This window comes from Flavobacterium koreense (assembly GCF_054776075.1).
In genome coordinates, this window is record NZ_BAAHCF010000013.1 from 96,141 (window position 1) to 116,886 (window position 20,746).

Consider the following 20,746-nt stretch of genomic DNA (forward strand, 5'->3'; position numbering starts at 1 on the left):
GAATGAAAATAACAAATATTTGCTGCATAGGAGCAGGTTATGTTGGTGGACCAACAATGGCAGTTATAGCACAAAAATGCCCACATATTAAAGTCACCGTAGTTGATTTAAATGAAGAGCGTATTGCAAGATGGAATGATGAAAATGTAGACAATATTCCGGTTTATGAACCAGGTCTTGGTGAAATAGTTGCGCACTCAAGAGGAAAAAATCTTTTCTTCTCAACAGAAGTTGATAAAGCAATTGATGAAGCTCAAATTATATTTATCTCAGTAAATACACCTACCAAAACTTATGGTTCTGGCAAAGGTATGGCGGCCGATTTAAAGTATATTGAACTTTGCGCAAGACAAATTGCAAGAGTTTCAAAAACTGATAAAATTGTAGTTGAAAAATCAACTTTACCAGTAAGAACTGCTGAGGCTATTAAAAGTATTTTAGATAATACAGGTAATGGAGTGCAATTTCAAATATTATCCAATCCAGAATTTTTGGCAGAGGGAACAGCAGTTGAAGATTTATTAAGTCCAGACCGTGTACTTATTGGTGGCGACACAACAGAAGATGGTCAAAGAGCTATTCAATCTTTAGTTGAAGTTTACGCTAATTGGGTTCCTAAAGAAAGAATTTTAACTACTAATGTTTGGTCTTCAGAGTTGTCTAAATTAACAGCTAATGCTTTTTTAGCACAACGAGTTTCATCTATAAATGCGATGTCTGAGCTTTGTGAAAAAACAGGTGCTAACGTAAATGAAGTGTCCAAAGCTATTGGAATGGATAGTAGAATTGGACCAAAATTCTTAAAAGCTTCTGTAGGATTTGGAGGTTCTTGTTTTCAAAAAGATATTTTAAATTTGGTTTATATTTCTAAATCTTTCGGATTGAATGAAGTTGCCGATTATTGGGAACAAGTTATTATCATGAACGATCACCAAAAAAGAAGATTTTCTAAAAATATTGTAAGTACTTTATACAATACTATTGCCGATAAAAAGATTGCATTTTTAGGATGGGCATTTAAGAAAGACACCAATGATACTCGTGAATCAGCAGCTATTTATGTTGCAGACGATTTGATTAATGAGCAAGCAAAAATTGCTGTTTATGATCCTAAAGTTGATTATAAACAAGTAATTTCCGATTTGAATTATCTTGAGACACGAACTGACGAGCAAAATAGAAAGCATGTAACGTCTTTCAAAGATGTATATGAAGCTTGTGCCAATTCTCATGCTATCGCGGTATTGACAGAATGGGATGAATTCAAAACTTATGATTGGCAAAAAATCTACGATAGTATGCAAAAACCAGCTTTTGTTTTTGATGGTAGAAATTTATTAGATGCAAATAAAATTAAAGAGATAGGTTTTATTTATCAAGAAATTGGTTCGTAAATTTTAATTGTTTAAACCACTTTTAAATGGATATAAAAATAGGTATAATAGGTTTAGGATATGTTGGATTACCGCTGGCTAGATTGTTTGCGACCAAATACCCTGTCGTAGGATTTGATATTAATCAAAATAGAGTATCAGAACTTAATAAAGGAAATGATTTTACTCTTGAGGTTGAAAAAGAATTGTTGCAATCTGTACTTATTGAAAAACCATTGAGTAAAGTAGGTTTGTTTTGTACTACTCAATTAGAAGATATTAAAGATTGTAATTACTACATAATTACCGTTCCAACTCCAGTTGATAAAAACAATCGACCTGATTTAACTCCTTTATATAAATCAAGCGAAACAGTTGGTAAAGTTCTTAAACAAGGAGATATTGTTATTTATGAATCTACAGTTTATCCTGGACTTACAGAAGAAGAATGTGTTCCTGTTTTAGAACGCATAAGTGGATTAAAATTTAATGAAGATTTCTACGCAGGCTATTCTCCAGAACGAATTAATCCAGGAGATAAAGAACATACCGTTGATAAGATATTGAAAATTACCGCTGGTTCAACTCCAGAAATAGGTATAAAAGTTAACGAAATTTATAAATCGGTTATTACTGCAGGAACACATTTAGCTCCTTCAATAAAAGTTGCTGAAGCGGCCAAGGTAATCGAGAACTCTCAAAGAGACATCAACATTGCTTTTGTAAATGAGTTGGCTAAAATTTTTAATATTCTTGATATTGATACTCAAGCTGTTCTTGAAGCAGCAGGTACAAAATGGAATTTCTTGAATTTTAAACCTGGTTTAGTTGGAGGTCATTGTATTGGTGTTGATCCTTATTATTTAGCCCAAAAAGCGCAAGAAGCAGGTTATCATCCTGAAATAATTTTGGCTGGAAGACGTCTTAATGATAGTATGGGAGAATATGTAGCTTCTCGAATTGTGAAGTTGATGATTAAAAAGCGTATTCCAGTAAATCACTCTAAGTTATTGATGCTGGGAATTACTTTTAAAGAAAATTGCCCTGACGTAAGAAACACTAAAATAGTAGATGTCATCAAATCATTACAAGATTATGGAATAACCGTATCAATATACGATCCATGGGCTAATCCAAGTGAAGTAAAACATGAATATGGATTAGAAACAACTGAAACATTGCCTACTGATAAATATGATACCATAGTTTTAGGTGTTGCTCATAATGAATTTTTAAATATAGATTTGGAACAATTTAAAAACCCAAACTCTGTTGTTTATGATGTAAAAGGAGTTTTAAAATGTTCAATAGATGGTAAATTATAATATGAAAAAAATAGTAATCACAGGCGGAGCAGGATTTATAGGTTCTCATGTCGTAAGACGATTTGTTAATAAATATCCTAATTATCACATCTATAATCTAGATGCGTTAACTTATGCTGGTAATCTTGAAAACATTGCTGATATAGAAAATTCTCCCAATTACACTTTTGTAAAAGGCGATATAGTAGATGCTGATTTTATCAATGCTTTGTTTGCAGAGCATCAATTTGATGGTGTGTTACATTTGGCAGCTGAGTCACATGTTGATCGTTCTATTACAGATCCTTTGAGTTTTGTAAAGACAAACGTCATAGGGACAATGAATCTTTTAAATGCAGCTAAAACCATTTGGAAAGACAACTTTGATGGTAAGCGATTCTATCATATTTCAACCGATGAGGTTTATGGTTCGTTAGGTGCTGAAGGATTATTTACTGAAACAACAAGTTACGATCCAAATTCTCCTTATTCTGCATCTAAAGCAAGTTCAGACCACTTTGTTAGAGCTTATGGAGAAACTTATGGATTGCCTTACGTAATTACAAATTGTTCCAATAATTACGGACCTTATCATTTTCCAGAGAAATTAATTCCGCTTTTTATAAATAATATTATCAATAACAAATCACTTCCGGTTTATGGAGACGGAAAATATACTCGCGATTGGTTGTTTGTAGAAGACCATGCAGTTGCTATTGATTTAGTATTTCACGAAGGAAAAAATCATGAGACCTATAATATTGGTGGTTTTAACGAATGGCAAAATATCGATTTAGTAAAATTATTATGCGTTCAAATGGATTCTAAATTAGGTCGTCCTGAAGGAACTTCTGAACAATTGATTACTTATGTAAAAGATAGACCAGGACACGATTTGCGCTATGCAATTGACGCTACCAAAATCAATAAGGAATTGGGATGGAAACCATCAGTAACTTTCGAACAAGGATTACAACGAACTATCGATTGGTATTTGGCTAATGAAACTTGGTTGAAAAATGTTACTTCTGGAGAATATCAAAAGTATTACGACAAACAATACGAATAGGACTTCTTTACTATGATTGTTTTAAAACTCTTCTTTTGAATTTTATATTACCTTTAAATAATAAAAAGATTATCTTCAAATAGTATCAGAAAGAATACTGATGCTTCATAGGTGCCAACAATTTTAAATGCAGTTGTAGGCTTTGTAAATTTATTTTTTTAAAAATGAATTTATTATTATGTGCATTTCGTCGATTATAATTGCTTATTATCGAATACTTACGTTGTTGTATTTTCAGTGAAATAAAATGTACTATTTTAGTCGATTAAAATATCTAATTATATTTATAGTCAAATAGTTAGCTTTAAAAAAAAAGTTGAGCAAATAATATAAAAAGTCACATAAACACTGATGTTGCATAGAAAAAAAACTACATTTATTACTCTCCTTGCCGTTTTGATGGTTCTGTTAGGAATAAACAAAACTCAAGCTCAGGTAAATGCTTATACTCTTACTCAGTCAATTAGTGGGTATGTTCCATTGTCTGGAGCTACAACAAATGCTTTCGTAGCACCATGGGATAATCAAGCGGCAGTTCAAGTACCATTGGGTTTTACTTTTGCTTATGATAGCAACAATTTTACTCAATGTTATATTAGCCCTAATGGTTTTATTACTTTTGGAGTAGTTGCACCAGCTGCAGGTAATTATGTGCCTTTGTCAGATAATACACCGTATAATGGAGCAACTAGTGGAGGTGTTGTTTGTGCTTTAGGTACCGATTTAATTTCAAGCGTGACAAATCCTGCAAATATAGTTTATGCAACTGAAGGAACTGCGCCCAATAGAACTTTTGTTGTTCAATGGACAAATGCCAATAGAAAGACAGCTGTAGGAGATTTTGATTTTCAAATTCGCTTGTCAGAAACTTCTAATGAAATACTTATATTGTATGGTAATTGTGATACATCTCTTTCTGCTTTAACGGTAAATGTCCAAGTAGGTTTGAGAGGACAAAATAATGATATTGCACAAGGAAATGTTTTTAATCGTTTTCAAGGAAGTAATCAGCTTTGGGATGTAACTGGCGCGACGATAAATGGGACGGTGAATACACATACACTTATTACCAATTCATCGGCTTATCCTCCTTTTGGATTTCAGTATTTGTATGTGCCTGGTCCACCTTGTGTAACTCCACCAAGTCAACCAACAGATTTAGTTATTGGAGGAACAAGTATTACAAGCAACTCTTTTGTAGGTAATACTTTTACTGCTGCATCACCAGCACCTTCTAAATATTTAATTGTTAGAAGTACAGTAAATACACCACCAACTGCAGCAACTTTCATTAATAGAAATATATATTCTGTAGGATTTAATTATGGAACAACTCCAGTTTATAGAGTGGTTGCTAATTCTAATTTGTTAACGTTCAATCAAACAGGATTAACTTCAGGGACAACTTATTATTATTGGGTTATTTCTTATAATGAAAAATGTGCTGGCGGACCATTTTATAATTTGACAAATCCACTTTTTGGTTCAGCAACAACCTGTTTTCAGTCTACAACAGCTTCGGCTGCAACAGCAGTAGGAGGAAATGATTTTACCGCAAATTGGTCAGCTGTAGGTGGTGCCACAGGATATGCTATTGATGTGTCAACTAGCAATACTTTTGCAACATTTCTACCAGGTTATAATAATTTACTTTTGAGTTCAGCAACAACCTCACTTAATATATCTGGTTTGTTGCCATTTACAACCTATTATTACAGAGTAAGAGCTTTGGGACCTGGATGTATTGTTAATAGCAATACCATAACGGTTGCTACAACATGCGGTTTTTATACTATTCCTTATGTTCAAAATTTTGATTCTACTCCAGTTGGATCGGCTCCAACTTGTTTTTCTGTATTGAACATTAATGCAGATGCTAATCAATGGAGAACTCAAACGGTTAATTTTGCTTCAGCACCTCGTTCTTTTCAAATCGATAAGAATGTAACAAGTGATATGAACGATTGGTTTTTTCTGCCAGGTTTGAATTTAACAGCTGGCGTTTCTTACCGATTAAAATTTAGTTATAATACAGGAAATACAAGTTCTAATTCAGAGAATTTGGCTGTTTATTATGGTACTAGCCAGTCTGTGGCAGGTATGACCAATACATTAACTACATTGACAGGAATTGATAATAGTTTCTATGAAACCACTCAAATTGATTTTACGCCAGTTAGTTCAGGTGTTTTTTATATAGGATACAGAGGATATAGTATAGCCAATCAGACCTATATTGCCATTGATGATATTAGTGTAACTTTATCGCCATCTTGTATTGAACCTACTGAGGTTGTCTCTTCTGCTGTTACAGCTACAACTGTCACTCTTAATTGGGTTCCTTCTACAGCACCACCAGCATTGGGTTATGAATATTTTCTTTCAACTACAGCAACGCCACCAACCATAGCTACCGCAGCTACAGGGTCAGTTGGTGCAGGAATTACAACATTAAATCTTACTGGATTAAACCCAAGTACAAGTTATTGGGTTTGGCTAAGAGGTAATTGTTCAAGTTCCGATAAAAGTATTTGGTCTGTGGAAGAAACTTTTAATACAGAGTGTTCACCTCCTTTAGTAGTATCAACTGTTCCTGTAACAAGATGTGGATATGGAACCGTAAGTTTGGTAGCTAATCCTAGTACTGGTTCTGCTATTCGTTGGTTTGACTCCTTATCTGGAGGTGCTCAAGTTGGTTCTGGTAACACATTTACTACTCCAGCATTAAGTACAACAACAACCTATTATGCAGAAGCAAGAGCTTTTGGTGCAATAGCAAAGTTAGGACCATCCAATCCAACCACGCAATTGGGAGTCAAAGGACTTCAAAATTATCAAGGTTATGTAAATTTTACGGTTAATTCAAATACATCTTTACAATCGGTAGATATTTTTCCAATTGCATCTGGTCAAACTGGTAAATTGGTGATAAGAAATTCATCCAATATTACCCTTGCAAGTTTTACTTTTACAACTACAGTTTCTGGAGGAAATACGCTCCAACAAATCAATATGAATTATACTTTAATTCCTGGAATGTATAATCTATATTTTGATACTTTACCGGCGTCTGGATTGAGGATGAATACTACAAATGCAGCCTATCCATATACTTCATCAGTGGCTAGTATCGACGGAAATAGTATTGATGGTAATTTTAATTTAGGAGCTTACAATTGGAAATTTACAACAGAATGTTTATCGGCAAGAGTACCAGTTGCAGCAACAGTTACTGCGCCTCCAGCTTTAAGCTTAAGTACAACTTCTCTAACTATTTGTGAAAACGAAACAACTTCACTTGTAACTGTAATAGGAGCAGCAGCTTATGATAGTTTAGTGTGGTCTCCAGCTACAGGTGTTTCTGGAAATGTCGTTTCAGGTTTTACCTTTAATCCTACGGTTACAACTACTTATTTATTGTTAGCCAATCAAACATCTGGAAGCCTTTGTGGAAACTTAGCTTCTATAACTATTAATGTAAACCAAGCGCCACCATTAGTATCTATTTTACCTGTAAATCCATCAATATGTCAAGGAACTATTCAGCCACTTTTTGGTAGTACTAGTGTTTCAAGCCCTGCTGTTCTAATTAATGAAAATTTTAATGCAGCTACAAATAATTGGGTAGTTACTAATACTTCAACAGGAGGAAATACTAATGCTTCGCAATGGACATTAAGACCAAGCGGATATAATTATATTAATGGTTTTGGTTGGAATGTTACTTTTAATAGTAATGATAATTCACAATTTTATTTAGCAAATTCCGATTCTCAAAGTGGTACAGCTGGTACAGTTACTAGAACAACATTGACATCTCCTTCTTTTAATTTAGCAGGATTTACCTCTGCCAATCTTAGTTTTTTTCACTATATTAATGCCATCGCTTTTGATAAGTTTGAAGTGCAAATTACTTCAAATAACGGAGCTACTTGGACTAATTTAACGTCTTATACCGTTTTGCAAGGTGGACCATCAGCATTTTCAAATGTGGTTGTTGATTTAGTTGCTTATTTAGGTATGCCAGATTTAAAAATCCGATTTAATTATGAGTCAAACTGGGGTTATTGTTGGGCATTAGATAATGTAAGAGTATCTGGAACACTTTCTGCTGCTTTAACATGGACACCAATTACAGATTTGTATTCTGATGCAGCAGCAACTATTCCTTATGTTGCAGGTACACCAGCAAGTGTTGTTTATTCAAAACCAACCAATACGATAACCTATACAGCAACTTTGACAGGTTCTAACGGATGTTTGAGAGTTGTTACGAATACATTAACAGTTTCTCCACCAACAGTTGCAGGTGTGCTTTCTAGTGATCAGCCTATCTGTACTGGAGTTCCAGCAAGCAATTTGGTTCTAACGGGTAGTGTTGGCTCTATTTTACGTTGGGAATATGCCAATGATGCTGCATTTACATCAGGTGTAACTAATATTGCAAACACAACAACAGTATTAACACCAGCGCAAATGGGTGTTTTTACTACTATTCGTTATTTTAGAGCTGTAGTTAGAAGTGGTGCTTGTAGTCAATTATATAGTAATGTAGTATTTGTTGCCTTTTATAATACTACTTGGAATGGAGCTACCTGGAGTAATGGTCCGCCAAATGCGACAACTCGCGCAATATTTACAGGAAATTATACTTCAACAGGAGATTTATTTGCTTGTTCTGTTAGAATAAATTCAGGAGTTGTAACCTTTAATGCAAATCACTCTTTAGTTGTAACTAACGATGTTGTGGTTGCCGCTGGTTCTTTAATTTTTAATAATAATGCAAGTTTAGTTCAGGTTAATGATGCTTCAATAAATACAGGTAATATTACATACAGACGTTCGGCAATGCCAATGAGACGATTTGATTATACTTATTGGTCTTCTCCAATTGCTAATCAAGTATTGTCTACTTTTTCTCCATTAACACCAACCGATAAGTTTTTTGTTTTTAATCCAACCATAGCTAATTGGTCTAATGTTGCGGCAGGTTCTAGTATGGTTGTAGGTAAAGGATATCTAGTAAGAGCTCCTCTTACTTATAATCTTGTTACAACAACTGTTTATAACGGAAGCTTCGTTGGAGTGCCAAACAATGGAATAGTTACAAGTCCTGTCTTAGTTTCAGCAAGTGATTTTAATTTAATAGGAAATCCATATCCTAGTGCCGTTAATGCAGATTTGTTTTTATCAAATCCTCTGAACGTTGGAGTAGTAGATGCTACTATTTATTTTTGGACTCACAATACACCAATTGCTGCAAATCAGTATACTTCTAATGATTATGCTATTTATAATTACTTGGGAGGAACAGGAACTAGTTCTGCACCAAATACTGGTGTAAACTCATCAGTTCCAAATGGAAAAATTGCTTCAGGACAAGGATTCTTTATTAAAGCACTGTCTAATGGTTCAGCAACTTTCTCAAACGCTATGAGAATTGTTGGAAACAATGACCAGTTTTTTAGAATGCAATCACCATTGAATCCATCAACATCAGAAACAGTGGCTTCAGAAAAACATAGAGTTTGGTTAGATATTGTAGATCAACAAGGTAGTTACAAACAAACCTTAGTTGGCTATGCTACCAATGCAACAATGGGAATTGATAGAGGTTATGATGGTGAATATCTAAATGTAGGGAATTCAGTTGCTTTATATTCTTTGGCAAATTCTACTACTGCTTTGTCAATACAAGGTCGTTCTTTACCATTTTCAGATTTTGATGAGGTACCTTTAGGATTTTATGCTGCAACTACAGGAAGTTTTACAATTAATTTATACGACTTTGATGGATTATTTCTTAATCAAAATATCTATTTAAAAGACAAAGCACTCGATATTATTCATGATTTGAAACAAGCTTCCTACGTTTTCCGATCTGATGCAGGAACTTTTAATGAAAGATTTGTTCTGGTTTATCGCAACCAAGCTTTAAATATTAATTCGGTTTCATTAAATGCTAATGATGTTATAGTTTATAAACCGAATCAAGATCTTTATGTTGAAGCAGGTAAAACGGTTATGAAATCAATTAAAGTATTTGATATCAGAGGAAGGTTATTGCTTGAAAAAGAAGCTATTAATGCTAATAAAACTTCTTTTAATGTTGGTTCAACTAATCAAGTGCTACTTATTGAAATTACTTCAATAGAAGGGACTACTATTACAAAAAAATATGTAAATTAATTAAGTTAATTTTACTCCAATACAAAGCGCTATTACTTGATTAATAGCGCTTTTTTCTTTGTAATACAGCACTTTAGTTTAGTTTTTTATAGACAAAAGACCTATTTTATGGATAAACTACTTTGCAATTGAGATTTAACGAGTTTTGGTGCTATTCATCGAGAATATTTTAATTCTCATAAGTACGGCTGTAGTTTTGCTTCAGAAATTTAAACAAAAGCAATGAACACAAATACTACATCAACTTCTTTCATCTCTGAAAACAGAAAGTTTTTAGTTGTTTTATTTATTGTATTTTTATTGTCAAGCGTAGGTATGTTTGGTCAAACAAAAACAGAGGTTACTCCAGTTTGCGAACCAACTACTATTTGCACAGATTCAGTTCAAACTATTGCTTTTGAATCTGATGTAGATTTCATGAATTGGTTTATGGGTTCTAAACAAGGTCAAACTATTCAAAAAGCAGATGAAACTGCAACTACAGTTTCTAGAAAAAAACAAATTATTTCTTCTGGTGTAACTCCAAATAAAGTGCTTTACAGAACTTTCATGAAAAGAGTTATCAGTCAAGAAACAGCAATCGCGTAAGTTAGGTTAAAATTAGAATATAGTAGGTTAGTTAGAATAGAAGCTTCTCATTTTTGAGAAGCTTTTTTTGTTTTAATAATTTATTGAAAACAATAATTTCACTTCGTCATTTTTTAATGTTAAAATATTGAAAAAATAACAATGAGGTAATGTTTAATTAAAATTGGTAAAAAGCATATTTTATCAAAATAATTCTTACTTATTAAGGAGTGTTTTTTTTAAAACACTATGTTTTTTATCGATTATATTTTACACTTCGTCGATTTGTCAGCTAGACAGTTAGTTATATTAAAATTTTACAAAAATTTAATGTATTTTTATCAACTTATAATAAAAGTATATTACCCTAAATACAAATGCTATGATGATATCATTACAAGAAAAAGTAACGAATGCCTTTTTAAAATCTAACACAATTAAAGTCTTAGTGGTTTTAGTAGTGGGGTTTCTAGGTGGTAATAATGTAAATGCTCAGGTTTCGGCTTATCAATTAGATCAGTTGTCAATTACGCCTGCATTTGCTGCATTACCTGCTTCTCCAACATCAACAAATTTATTTGCTACTACAGGTAATATAGATAGTGGTGTTGTTAATGTTGCATTGCCATTTACATTTCAATTTAGAGGAGCTTCGCAAACTTCAGTAAATGTTTCTTTAAATGGATTTTTGACTTTTGGAGCAACTCCTCCATTACCAGGTGAAGTAACTCCTATTTCAAGTGCAACAGGATATGATGGTGCTGTTTCTGGATATGGTGCTGATTTGGATTTAGTCCCAGCTTCTGCAACTTTCAACGTGGCGCATTACACTACACCAGCTCCAGTTGGTAGTAGAATTTTTAAGGTTCAGTGGAATGTTAAGAGATCTAATAATTTAGGAACTGCTGCTGCTGCAGGAGGCGAAACAAGTAATTTGGTGTTTCAAATTTGGTTATACGAGTCGACCAATGTAATTGAGTTGCACTATAATAGTGTTACCTTCAATACATCGCAACCTTTGCAAGGTCAGATAGGATTGAGAGGTTTAAATAACGCAGATTTTAATAATTTAGGTTATACTAACGGCCTTCTTCCATGGCCAGCAGGTACTATGACGACAATTTTAAGTGGAGTTCCTAATACCAATACTAGTACTGTTATTACAAGAGGGACTTCTACAACTGCTGCTGCAACAATACAACCAGCATCATTCAGATTATTTAGATTTACTCCAGTAACGTGTTTTGCGCCAGGAGGTCTTAATGTTACAGGTTTAACTTCGTCAACAGCAACTATCAATTGGTCAGCTGCAACGCCTGCACCAGCATTCGGATACGAATATTATGTAGGAACATCTGCAACACCAACAGGAGTTACAGGAACTACAGGAGCAGGAGTACTTACGGCAGGTTTAACAGGTTTAACAGCTGGTCAACAATATTATTATGCAGTTCGTTCGGTATGTAGTACTTCTCCTTCTAATGTAAGTGCTTGGTCAACTGTTAGTACTTTTACTACTTATTGTTTGCCTGTAAATACACCTTATTATGAGCCATTCGATGGTCCAGTTCCAAATGGAACAACACCTTACCATGCTACTGTAGGTTTATTGCTTCCTGTTTGTTCTTCACAACAAAATATAGGAACAGGAAATCCTTGGGTTACATCTAGTGCAGATTATTATACAGGTTCTGGTATGGATCAAAACATATTAATGTATAATGGTCAAAATCCAGGAAATTCGAATCCAGCAAATGTATGGTTCTATACAGGAGGTATTAATTTATTGGCTTCTAAATCATATACAGTAGATTACTTATATGGAGGAACAGATGTTCCATCTACAGTGACAAATAAAATGCAAGTTGCTTATGGTACATCGCCATTGTCGGGTTCTATGACTACAATTTTAGATACTCATAATAACATTAAAGCTTCGCCTTTTCAAAATAAAATCACTTTTACGCCACCTGCAGATGGAGTGTATTATTTCGGTTTGAAAGCTTTTTCAGATCCTAACAATGGACAATTATTTGTTGATGATTTACAAGTGTATGAATCAATTTGTTTAAGACCAACGGCAGTTTCTGTTTCAAGTATAACAGGTTCATCAGCATTCTTAAGCTGGACGCCGCCAACACCAACACCAGGATCTGGTTATGTATATTATTTCAATACTACTGGTGTAGCTCCAACAAATAGTACAGTGCCTTCTGGTACAACTGGTTCTACTAACGTTACTTTAACAGGGTTAGCAGGATTAACTACTTACTATTTCTGGGTTCGTTCTAGTTGTGGTGCTGGAGATTTTGGTGAATGGGTAGCATTGAATAATGCAGGAAATCCATTTTTTACAACTCCAGTACAAATTAACTACTGCGCTTCAGGAAGTACTGGTAACCAAAATTATTTTACAAACTTTGCAACAACTGGTGCTATTTCAGATGTGTCAAATGCAACTGGATATGCAACAGGTGGTTATGCAAATTATACGTCACAAATTATTACACAAGCGCGTTTGGGGAATGTTACAGTTTCTACTGCCTACAATGACATGGCAGGTGGAGTAGGTATTGCAATGTGGGTAGATTGGAATCAAGATGGTACATTTGATAATACAACTGAAAGAGTTTATAATTCTGGAGCTTACTTATCAACTGCACCTACAGTTAATTTCACAGTTCCAAATACAGCTTTACTAGGTTTAACAAGAATGAGAATAGTTGTAGACTGGAATGCTACAAGTCCAAGTGCTTGTAATGCAGCAATGACTAGAGGTGAAACTGAAGACTACGGATTTGAAGTAGTAACAGTTCCGCCAGTATTAGTAATTGATAATATTGATGATACAGTTTGTGCTGGAAGTCCATCTAATCCTATTGTTGTTACAACTGGTTTTGCTGATTACCAAACTTTTTCTTGGTCGCCAGCAACAGGAGTAACAGGATCTGGTACAGTTGGAGATCCTTATATTATTACATCAAATACAACACAAACTTATACATTAACAGCATCTCAAACAGCTTCGCCATTCAGATTTAATAGAGTGAAGTTTGTTTATAATGCAAATCCATTGCCAACACCAATTACAATTACTCCAGCAACACCAGCTGTTTGTCAAGCAGGGCCTGCAGTTCAGCTTACTGCTACCGGTGGTATCGTTGCAGGATTTCCAATATTAAATGAGAATTTTAATGCTGCAACTAATGCTTGGACAGTAGCAAATAACGGAGGTAATCCTGCTGCATTGTGGACATTAAGACCAAACGGGTACAATGAGCCATTGGGTGCAATTCAAAGTAATGATTCATCTCAATTTTATCATGCAGATAGTGATACTGGTTCTGTTGCCGGAGTTTTGGTATCAAATACCTTTTTGACTTCTCCATCATTTAGTACAGTAGGTTATACACAAGCTTCATTAAGTTTCTGGCATACCTATAATTTTTTCTCAGGAGATAGTGGTACAGTTCAAGTTTCAACTGATGGAACAACTTGGACTAACTTAGCAGTTTACACAACAGATCAAGGTACTTATACAAATTTCCAAAATGTTATTATTCCACTTAATGCTTATTTAGGTCAAGCTACTGTTTATATTCGTTTTTGGTATAATGCTAATTATGACTGGTCATGGTCTGTAGATAATGTGCTTGTTTCAGGAAGTGCTTCATCTGCTGTAACTTGGAATACTTTAGTAGGTCCAGTTGCAAATGGAGTAGCTGTTCCAGGTTTATATACTAATGCTGCTGCAACGTTACCTTATTTAGCTGGTACAGGATCTGCTTCTGTATATGCAATGCCAGCTGCAGCTGTTACCTATACTGCAAGCGCAAGTACTCCGTCGCCAGTTTGTTCAACAGTAACAGAAGTTCCAGTAACTGTTTCGCCAATTGTTGCAGGAACTGCTTCTGGTAACCAAACGATTTGTTATGGAGCGCCTTCTAATTTAACTCTAACAGGTACTACAGGTACGGTTACTGGATGGCAATATTCGGCAACTTTAGCTTTTACAACACCTATTGCTATTCCGGCAAGTGCTTCAGCTACATTGACATCTGCTCAAATGGGTAACTTGTTTGCAACAAGATATTACAGAGCGGTAGTTACAAATGGAAGTTGTACGGCTTTTTCAAATGTTATTACTGTAACTTATAATTCAACAACTTGGGATGGTTCTGCATGGAGTCCTAGTCCGCCAAATGCAACAATGACAGCAATTTTTGATGGTGATTATACTTCGACAGGAGATTTAAATGCTTGTTCAGTATATATTTCAAGTGGTGATGTTACCTTCTTAGGAGGTCATTCATTAATTGTACAAAATATTGTAGATACTTCTGGAGGAACTTTAACCTTTGAAAATAATTCAAGTTTAGTTCAAGTAGTAAATGGTATTACTAACGTTGGTAACATTACTTATAAAAGAAATACTACACCAGTTAGAAAATTTGATTATACCTATTGGTCTTCACCAGTGGCTCCTCAAACATTAGTTGGATTATCTCCACAAACACTATTTGATAAATATTTATCATTCAATCCAGCAATCAATAATTGGGTAGTTGAAACAGGTACTAACTTAATGATTGCTGGTAAAGGTTATATAATAAGATCACCAAATAATTTCGACCCTATTACACCTTCTATATTTAATGGTCAGTTTTTTGGTACTCCAAATAATGGTGTTATTAGTACGCCAATAGTTATTGGTGCCGCAGATGTTAACTTGATTGGAAATCCGTATCCAAGTGCTTTAAATATTGATACGTTCTTCGATTTCAATGGTATTACTACAGGTACAGGAGTAATTGAAAAAACTATATATTTATGGACGCATAACACTATTGTTACTAATAACAACTATGTAAATAGTGATTATGCGGTTTACAATTATATGGGAGGAATTGGTACAACTGGTGCTCCAGGAGCTAATAATGCAGTTCCAAACGGAAAAGTAGCCTCTGGACAAAGTTTCTTTATAAAAGGTTTGATGAATGGTTCAGCAGTGTTCAATAACTCTATGAGAATTGCCGGATTGAACAATCAATTCTTTAGATATAACAATCAAGCTACCACTGTAAATCCTAGTAACAAAAGCCGCGTTTGGTTAGAAGTATTTAACAATCAAGGAGCTTACAAACAAACAATGGTAGGATATGCAGGAGGTGCAACCAATGATTATGATAGTGGATATGACGGTGAAATCTTAGATTCTGGAAGTTCAGTGAATTTCTATTCTACATTAGGAATTAAGAAATTAGCTATTCAAGGTCGTGGTTTACCATTTAATGAAAATGATATTGTACCATTAGGATTTAAGAGTACAATAGCTGGTAGTTATGAAATAAAATTATCAAACTTTGATGGTATTTTCGATACTCAAAAAGTATATTTAGAAGATAAATTATTAAACGTAATACATAATATTAAGTTAAGTAATTATACGTTTACAACTAATGCAGGAACTTTTGACAATCGTTTTGCATTACGTTTTACAGACAGTGCTTTACAAGTAAATGATCAATTGTTTACCGATGAATCATTAGTAATTTTCAAAGAAAATCAAACAATAAATATTACTTCTTCATTGACTCCAATGAAATCTGTTCAAATATTTGACATAAGAGGAAGCTTATTATTCTCTAATGATAAAGTAAATGCAACGGAATATAAAGTTACCAATCTTCATTCATCGCAACAAGTTTTATTAGTTGTTGTTGAGTCTGAAAATGGTACGAAAGTTTCTAAAAAAATTATCTATTAGTTTTTTACATAATGCAACCATACAAGTTTTCTTAATTTGTATGGTTGTTTTTTTAGCTTAATTCATAAGCTAATTTTAAAATGTTTATATAACTTTATTTATATATTGACCCTTTTTAATTAACCAATTTTTTTAAATTATGACGAATGACTACTTTTCGTTGAATTTCAGACCAAAATCGAAATTCAATTTTCGTGATGATGCAGTAACAAATAGTTCTGCTTCCAAAACGAAGTTGTCTTGGCTTAAGAATTTTATTTTAATATGCTGTTTGTTTACAGGTATTGGAGTTTATTCTCAAGTTTCGGTCTCAGCTACCGCTGGTACCACGACAGGAAGTTATGCTACAGTTAATGCTGCTTTTACTGCTATCAATGCAGGAACGCATCAAGGAGCTATAGTAATAACTGTTACAGGTTCTACAACTGAGCCAGCAACACCTGTTGCTTTATTAAGAAGTGCAACTCCATCGAGTTATACTTCAATTTTGTTAACAGCAAGTGGAAATGCTACAATTAATTCAGCCGCTGCACCAACAGCGAGTAGAGGTGTAATTGAATTATCAGGTGCTGATAATGTTACTATTGATGGTGATGATTTAGCTACACCGGGTTCAAGGAATCTTAGTATTATTGTTGCAACAAATGCTTCAACAGGTACTGCAGCGATTCGTTTGGCTTCCAATAGTACAACAGGTACTGATGGTGCTGATAACAATACTGTTAAAAACTGTATTGTTGTTGGAGGTAGAAATTCTGCTACTTCTACAACAACTAGTTATGGTATTGTTATGTCAAACTCTTCTGCAATAACTACAGGAGCATATAGTAGTTTAAATACTATTATTGAAAATAATCTTATTACACGTGCTTATCATGGAGTTTGGGCTAATGGGGCTAGTGCTACATATCCAAATACTGGATTAATTATTAGAAATAATGTTATTGGTAGTTCTGTTTCTGCAGATAATATTGGTAACAGAGGTATACTTGTTTCATTTTCAGCAGTTACTACTGGTGGAGCATTAATTCAAGGAAATGATATTAGAGTAGGGGATTATGGTACTACTGGATATTCAGCATCAATAGCTGGTATTGAAGTGGGTTCTTCAAATTTTGGTATATCTATTTTAAGAAACAACATACATGACATTAATCAGTCTACAACTAGTGGTTATGGTGCTCATGGAATTCTTATTACAGGTGCAACTAATAATACTTTGTCAACAATTGCTAATAATTTTATTAGAGATTGTAAAATGGTTGTTTATCAAACTTCAGCAACAAGTACATTTATTCCAACTGGAGTGTTTTTTACAGCAGGAGCTACTGGAGTTAATTTTGTAAACAATACAATTGTAATGAACACTCAATTGGGAAGTGGACTTAACTTTTCTTCTTTTTGTGTTAATGCTTCAGTTGCTGGAGTAAGATTTGATAAGTTTTTAAATAATATTCTTATTAATAATGCTACAAGTACTGTAGCTTATGGCTTTTACACAGCTGGGACCTTAAATATTTCAGGTGGAACTGTTAATAATAATAATTATTTTGTTCCAGGTGGTCATGTTGGTTATTACAATGCCGCTAATAGATCTAATCTTGGAGCATGGCAAACAGCTACTGCTAAAGACGCTAATAGTTTTTCAGTAAATCCATCTTTTGCTTCAGCAACTGATTTACACATTCCTGCTGGAAGTACTTCTGTTTTGGAATCTGCAGGAGCTACTGTAGCCATATCAGGAATTAATATTGATTATGACGGTGATGCTCGTCCAGGACCTACAGGTTCTGTAAATGGTGGTGGAAGTATTCCAGATATCGGTGCAGATGAGTTTGATGGTATATTATCTTTATGTCCTCAATCACCAGGTGCAATATCTGCTTCAGCAATTACGACAAATTCAAGTACTATTACTTGGGTAGCTTCAGTTCCTGCTGCTGGGAGTGGTTATGAGTTTTATTACTCAACTTCTAATACAGCTCCAAATGATTTAACAACGCCAAGTGGAAGTGTAGGTGCAGGTGTCTTAACAACTAATTTAAGTGGTTTGACTTCAGCTACGACTTATTATGTTTGGGTGCGTTCTAATTGTAATGGTACAAATAAGTCTGCTTGGACAAGTGCATTCTCATTTACAACGTTATGCGATGTTGCTATTTTGCCTTTAAGTCAAGGATTTAATGCTGCAACTGCACCATCTTGTTGGTCTCAACAAAATGTTAGTGGTTCATTGCCATTAACTTTTGTTACTTCAGCAACATTACCTACAGCAAGTCCTCAAGAAGGAACGCATATGGTATATTATAACTCTTATAGTAATTCTACTCAAACACGTTTAGTATCACCAGTTATTTCTTCAACAGGAATTACTAGTGTTGACGTAGAATTTTATTGGTACCATAGTACTGATGGTGGAGCAACCTTATATTTAACAGAAGGTATTACGCCTCAATGGTCAACTGATGGAACAACATGGACATCAGTTGGATCTCAAATAAGAAGATATAGTGCAACAGCTGGATGGACTAAATATGTAATTACTTTGCCTTCAGGTGCTGGTAACCAAGCTAGCTTATATGTAGGATTCTTATTTCAAGGTAATGCTGGTTACAACTCTTATTTAGATAATGTATCAATAAAAGCTTCTCCAACTTGTTATGGCCCTATTGGACTTACTGCAAATAATTTAACAGTTTCTTCAGTTGATGTAAGTTGGACGCCTTCAGCTAGTGGTAATGCTCCAGTTCAATATGAATATGCAGTAACTACATCAGCAACTCCTCCAACATCAGGAACAATAACAACTTCAACTTCTGCTACAGGAGTTGCAATCACTCCTTCAGTAAATTATTATTTACATGTACGTTCTGAATGTACTTTAGGAACTGACTATAGTAGTTGGTCTACATCATCACCATTCATGTTTATATTTGGTGATGTTTGTTCAAGTGCAATAAGCTTAGATGCATTAACAAGTCCTTATAGTGGAACAACTGTAGGTGCTACTAATAATTTTTCTTCAACTTGTAATACAACTGGTACTGCACCAGACTTATATTATTCAATTACAGTTCCTGCTGGATTTACTTTAACAATAGGACAAACGGTTAATGATTATGATTCTGTTCACACTTTAGTTTATGGAACTTGTGGTGCACCAACAGTTGTTATTTGTAGAGATACAGATATTCAAAATGAAGTATGGGTTAACAATACAGGTGTTTCTCAAACAGCTTATTGGATTCAAGATGGTTGGGCTGCAGGTGCTGGAACTTTTACATTTGCTTGGACATTAACTGCTCCACCAATTGTGGTTTCGAGTTTTACTCCAACAACTATTTGTTCTGCTGATTTAGCAACAACTGTTGTAACTTTAACAGGTTCTAATTTTACAAATGCTACAGCTGTACATTTAAATGGAGTTTCAACTCCTTTTACAGTTGTTAATGATACTACAATTACGGTAGCTTTAACAGGTTCAAGTACTGCTGGAACATTTGTTGTATATAATGCGTTTACTTCAGGAACAAATGCAACAGCATTAGTTGTAAACACCAATCCTACTGTAGCTCCAATTATCGCTGCAGGAAGTGCTACTGCATTATGTATGCCAAATACATTGTCTTTAACAAATGCGACTGCTTTAGGAGTGTGGGGCGTTGTTAATGGTACAGGTACTGCAACTATTAGTACTAGTGGAGAACTTACAGGTTTTTCAGCTGGAACAGTTACAGCAACCTATACAGTAACAGATGCAGGTTGTTCAACTACTTCATCATATTTGGTAGATGTAAGAGAGCCAGTGGCTATTTCTACTCAACCAGTTGATCAAACTGTTGTTTCATCAGGTGGATTGTTTAATGCATCATTTAGTTTAGTAGCATCAGGAACAGGAATTTCTTACCAATGGGAAGAATCTACAGATGGAGGAACAAATTTCAATCCAATAACAAATGGTGGAATTTATAGCGGAGCAACATCAAATAGTTTATCTATTACTAATGGTGCTGATACTATGAATGGTAATTTATACCAATGTGTAATTACAGGAACTTCTCCATGTGATCCATTAGTTTCAAATTCTGTTTTATTAAATGTAGGAAATACAGGTATTGCAACACAACCAAGTAATAGTAATTTATGTGGTTCAGGAACTGCTACTTTTACAGTTGTAGCTTCAGGAACAGTTGTTGATGAAGATTTAGCTGCTTTACCAAGTCCGATATATTCTTACCAATGGTATGAAGATACAGGTTTAGGTGGCGTAGCTATTGTTAATGGTGGTGATTATTCAGGGGCTAACACAGCTACTTTAACAATTGCTAATAGAACAGTTGCTAATTCAGGAACAAATTATTATGTTGTAATCAATGGTCCAGCTAACGATCCAACATCGATTACTGTTACATTAAATGTAAATACAGCTCCGGCAATTGATACAAATCCATCTAACCAATCAGTTTGTTTTACTGGA

The 20,746-nt window shown here is 34.3% G+C and carries 7 protein-coding genes; all 7 read left to right on the forward strand.

Features of this window, described 5'->3' with window-relative positions; genetic code table 11:
* The first annotated feature begins 2 nt into the window (after positions 1-2).
* Positions 3-1,394 carry a UDP-glucose 6-dehydrogenase gene (locus ACYU7A_RS07955; protein WP_460575551.1) on the forward strand — a complete coding sequence of 464 codons (1,392 nt, stop codon included), beginning with the start codon at positions 3-5 and terminating at the stop codon, positions 1,392-1,394.
* Between the two features lie 26 nt (positions 1,395-1,420).
* The gene (locus ACYU7A_RS07960; protein ID WP_460575553.1) at positions 1,421-2,698 is read left to right on the forward strand and encodes a nucleotide sugar dehydrogenase; all 1,278 of its coding nucleotides are present in this window, start codon (positions 1,421-1,423) and stop codon (positions 2,696-2,698) included.
* A gap of 1 nt (position 2,699) precedes the next feature.
* Entirely contained in the window at positions 2,700-3,746 is a 1,047-nt protein-coding gene (rfbB, locus tag ACYU7A_RS07965; RefSeq protein WP_460575555.1) for a dTDP-glucose 4,6-dehydratase, read from the forward strand.
* 351 nt (positions 3,747-4,097) lie between these two features.
* Positions 4,098-9,935: an Ig-like domain-containing protein gene (locus ACYU7A_RS07970; protein WP_460575557.1), complete on the forward strand. Its 5,838-nt coding sequence runs from the start codon at positions 4,098-4,100 to the stop codon at positions 9,933-9,935.
* A 222-nt stretch (positions 9,936-10,157) separates the two neighbouring features.
* Positions 10,158-10,523: a hypothetical protein gene (locus ACYU7A_RS07975; protein WP_460575559.1), complete on the forward strand. Its 366-nt coding sequence runs from the start codon at positions 10,158-10,160 to the stop codon at positions 10,521-10,523.
* Between the two features lie 361 nt (positions 10,524-10,884).
* Positions 10,885-16,269 (forward strand): GEVED domain-containing protein, encoded by a 5,385-nt coding sequence (locus ACYU7A_RS07980; RefSeq protein ID WP_460575561.1) that lies wholly within the window; start codon positions 10,885-10,887, stop codon positions 16,267-16,269.
* A gap of 139 nt (positions 16,270-16,408) precedes the next feature.
* Positions 16,409-20,746 (forward strand): beta strand repeat-containing protein (locus ACYU7A_RS07985; RefSeq protein WP_460575563.1); only part of this gene is annotated, 4,338 nt, incomplete at its 3' end.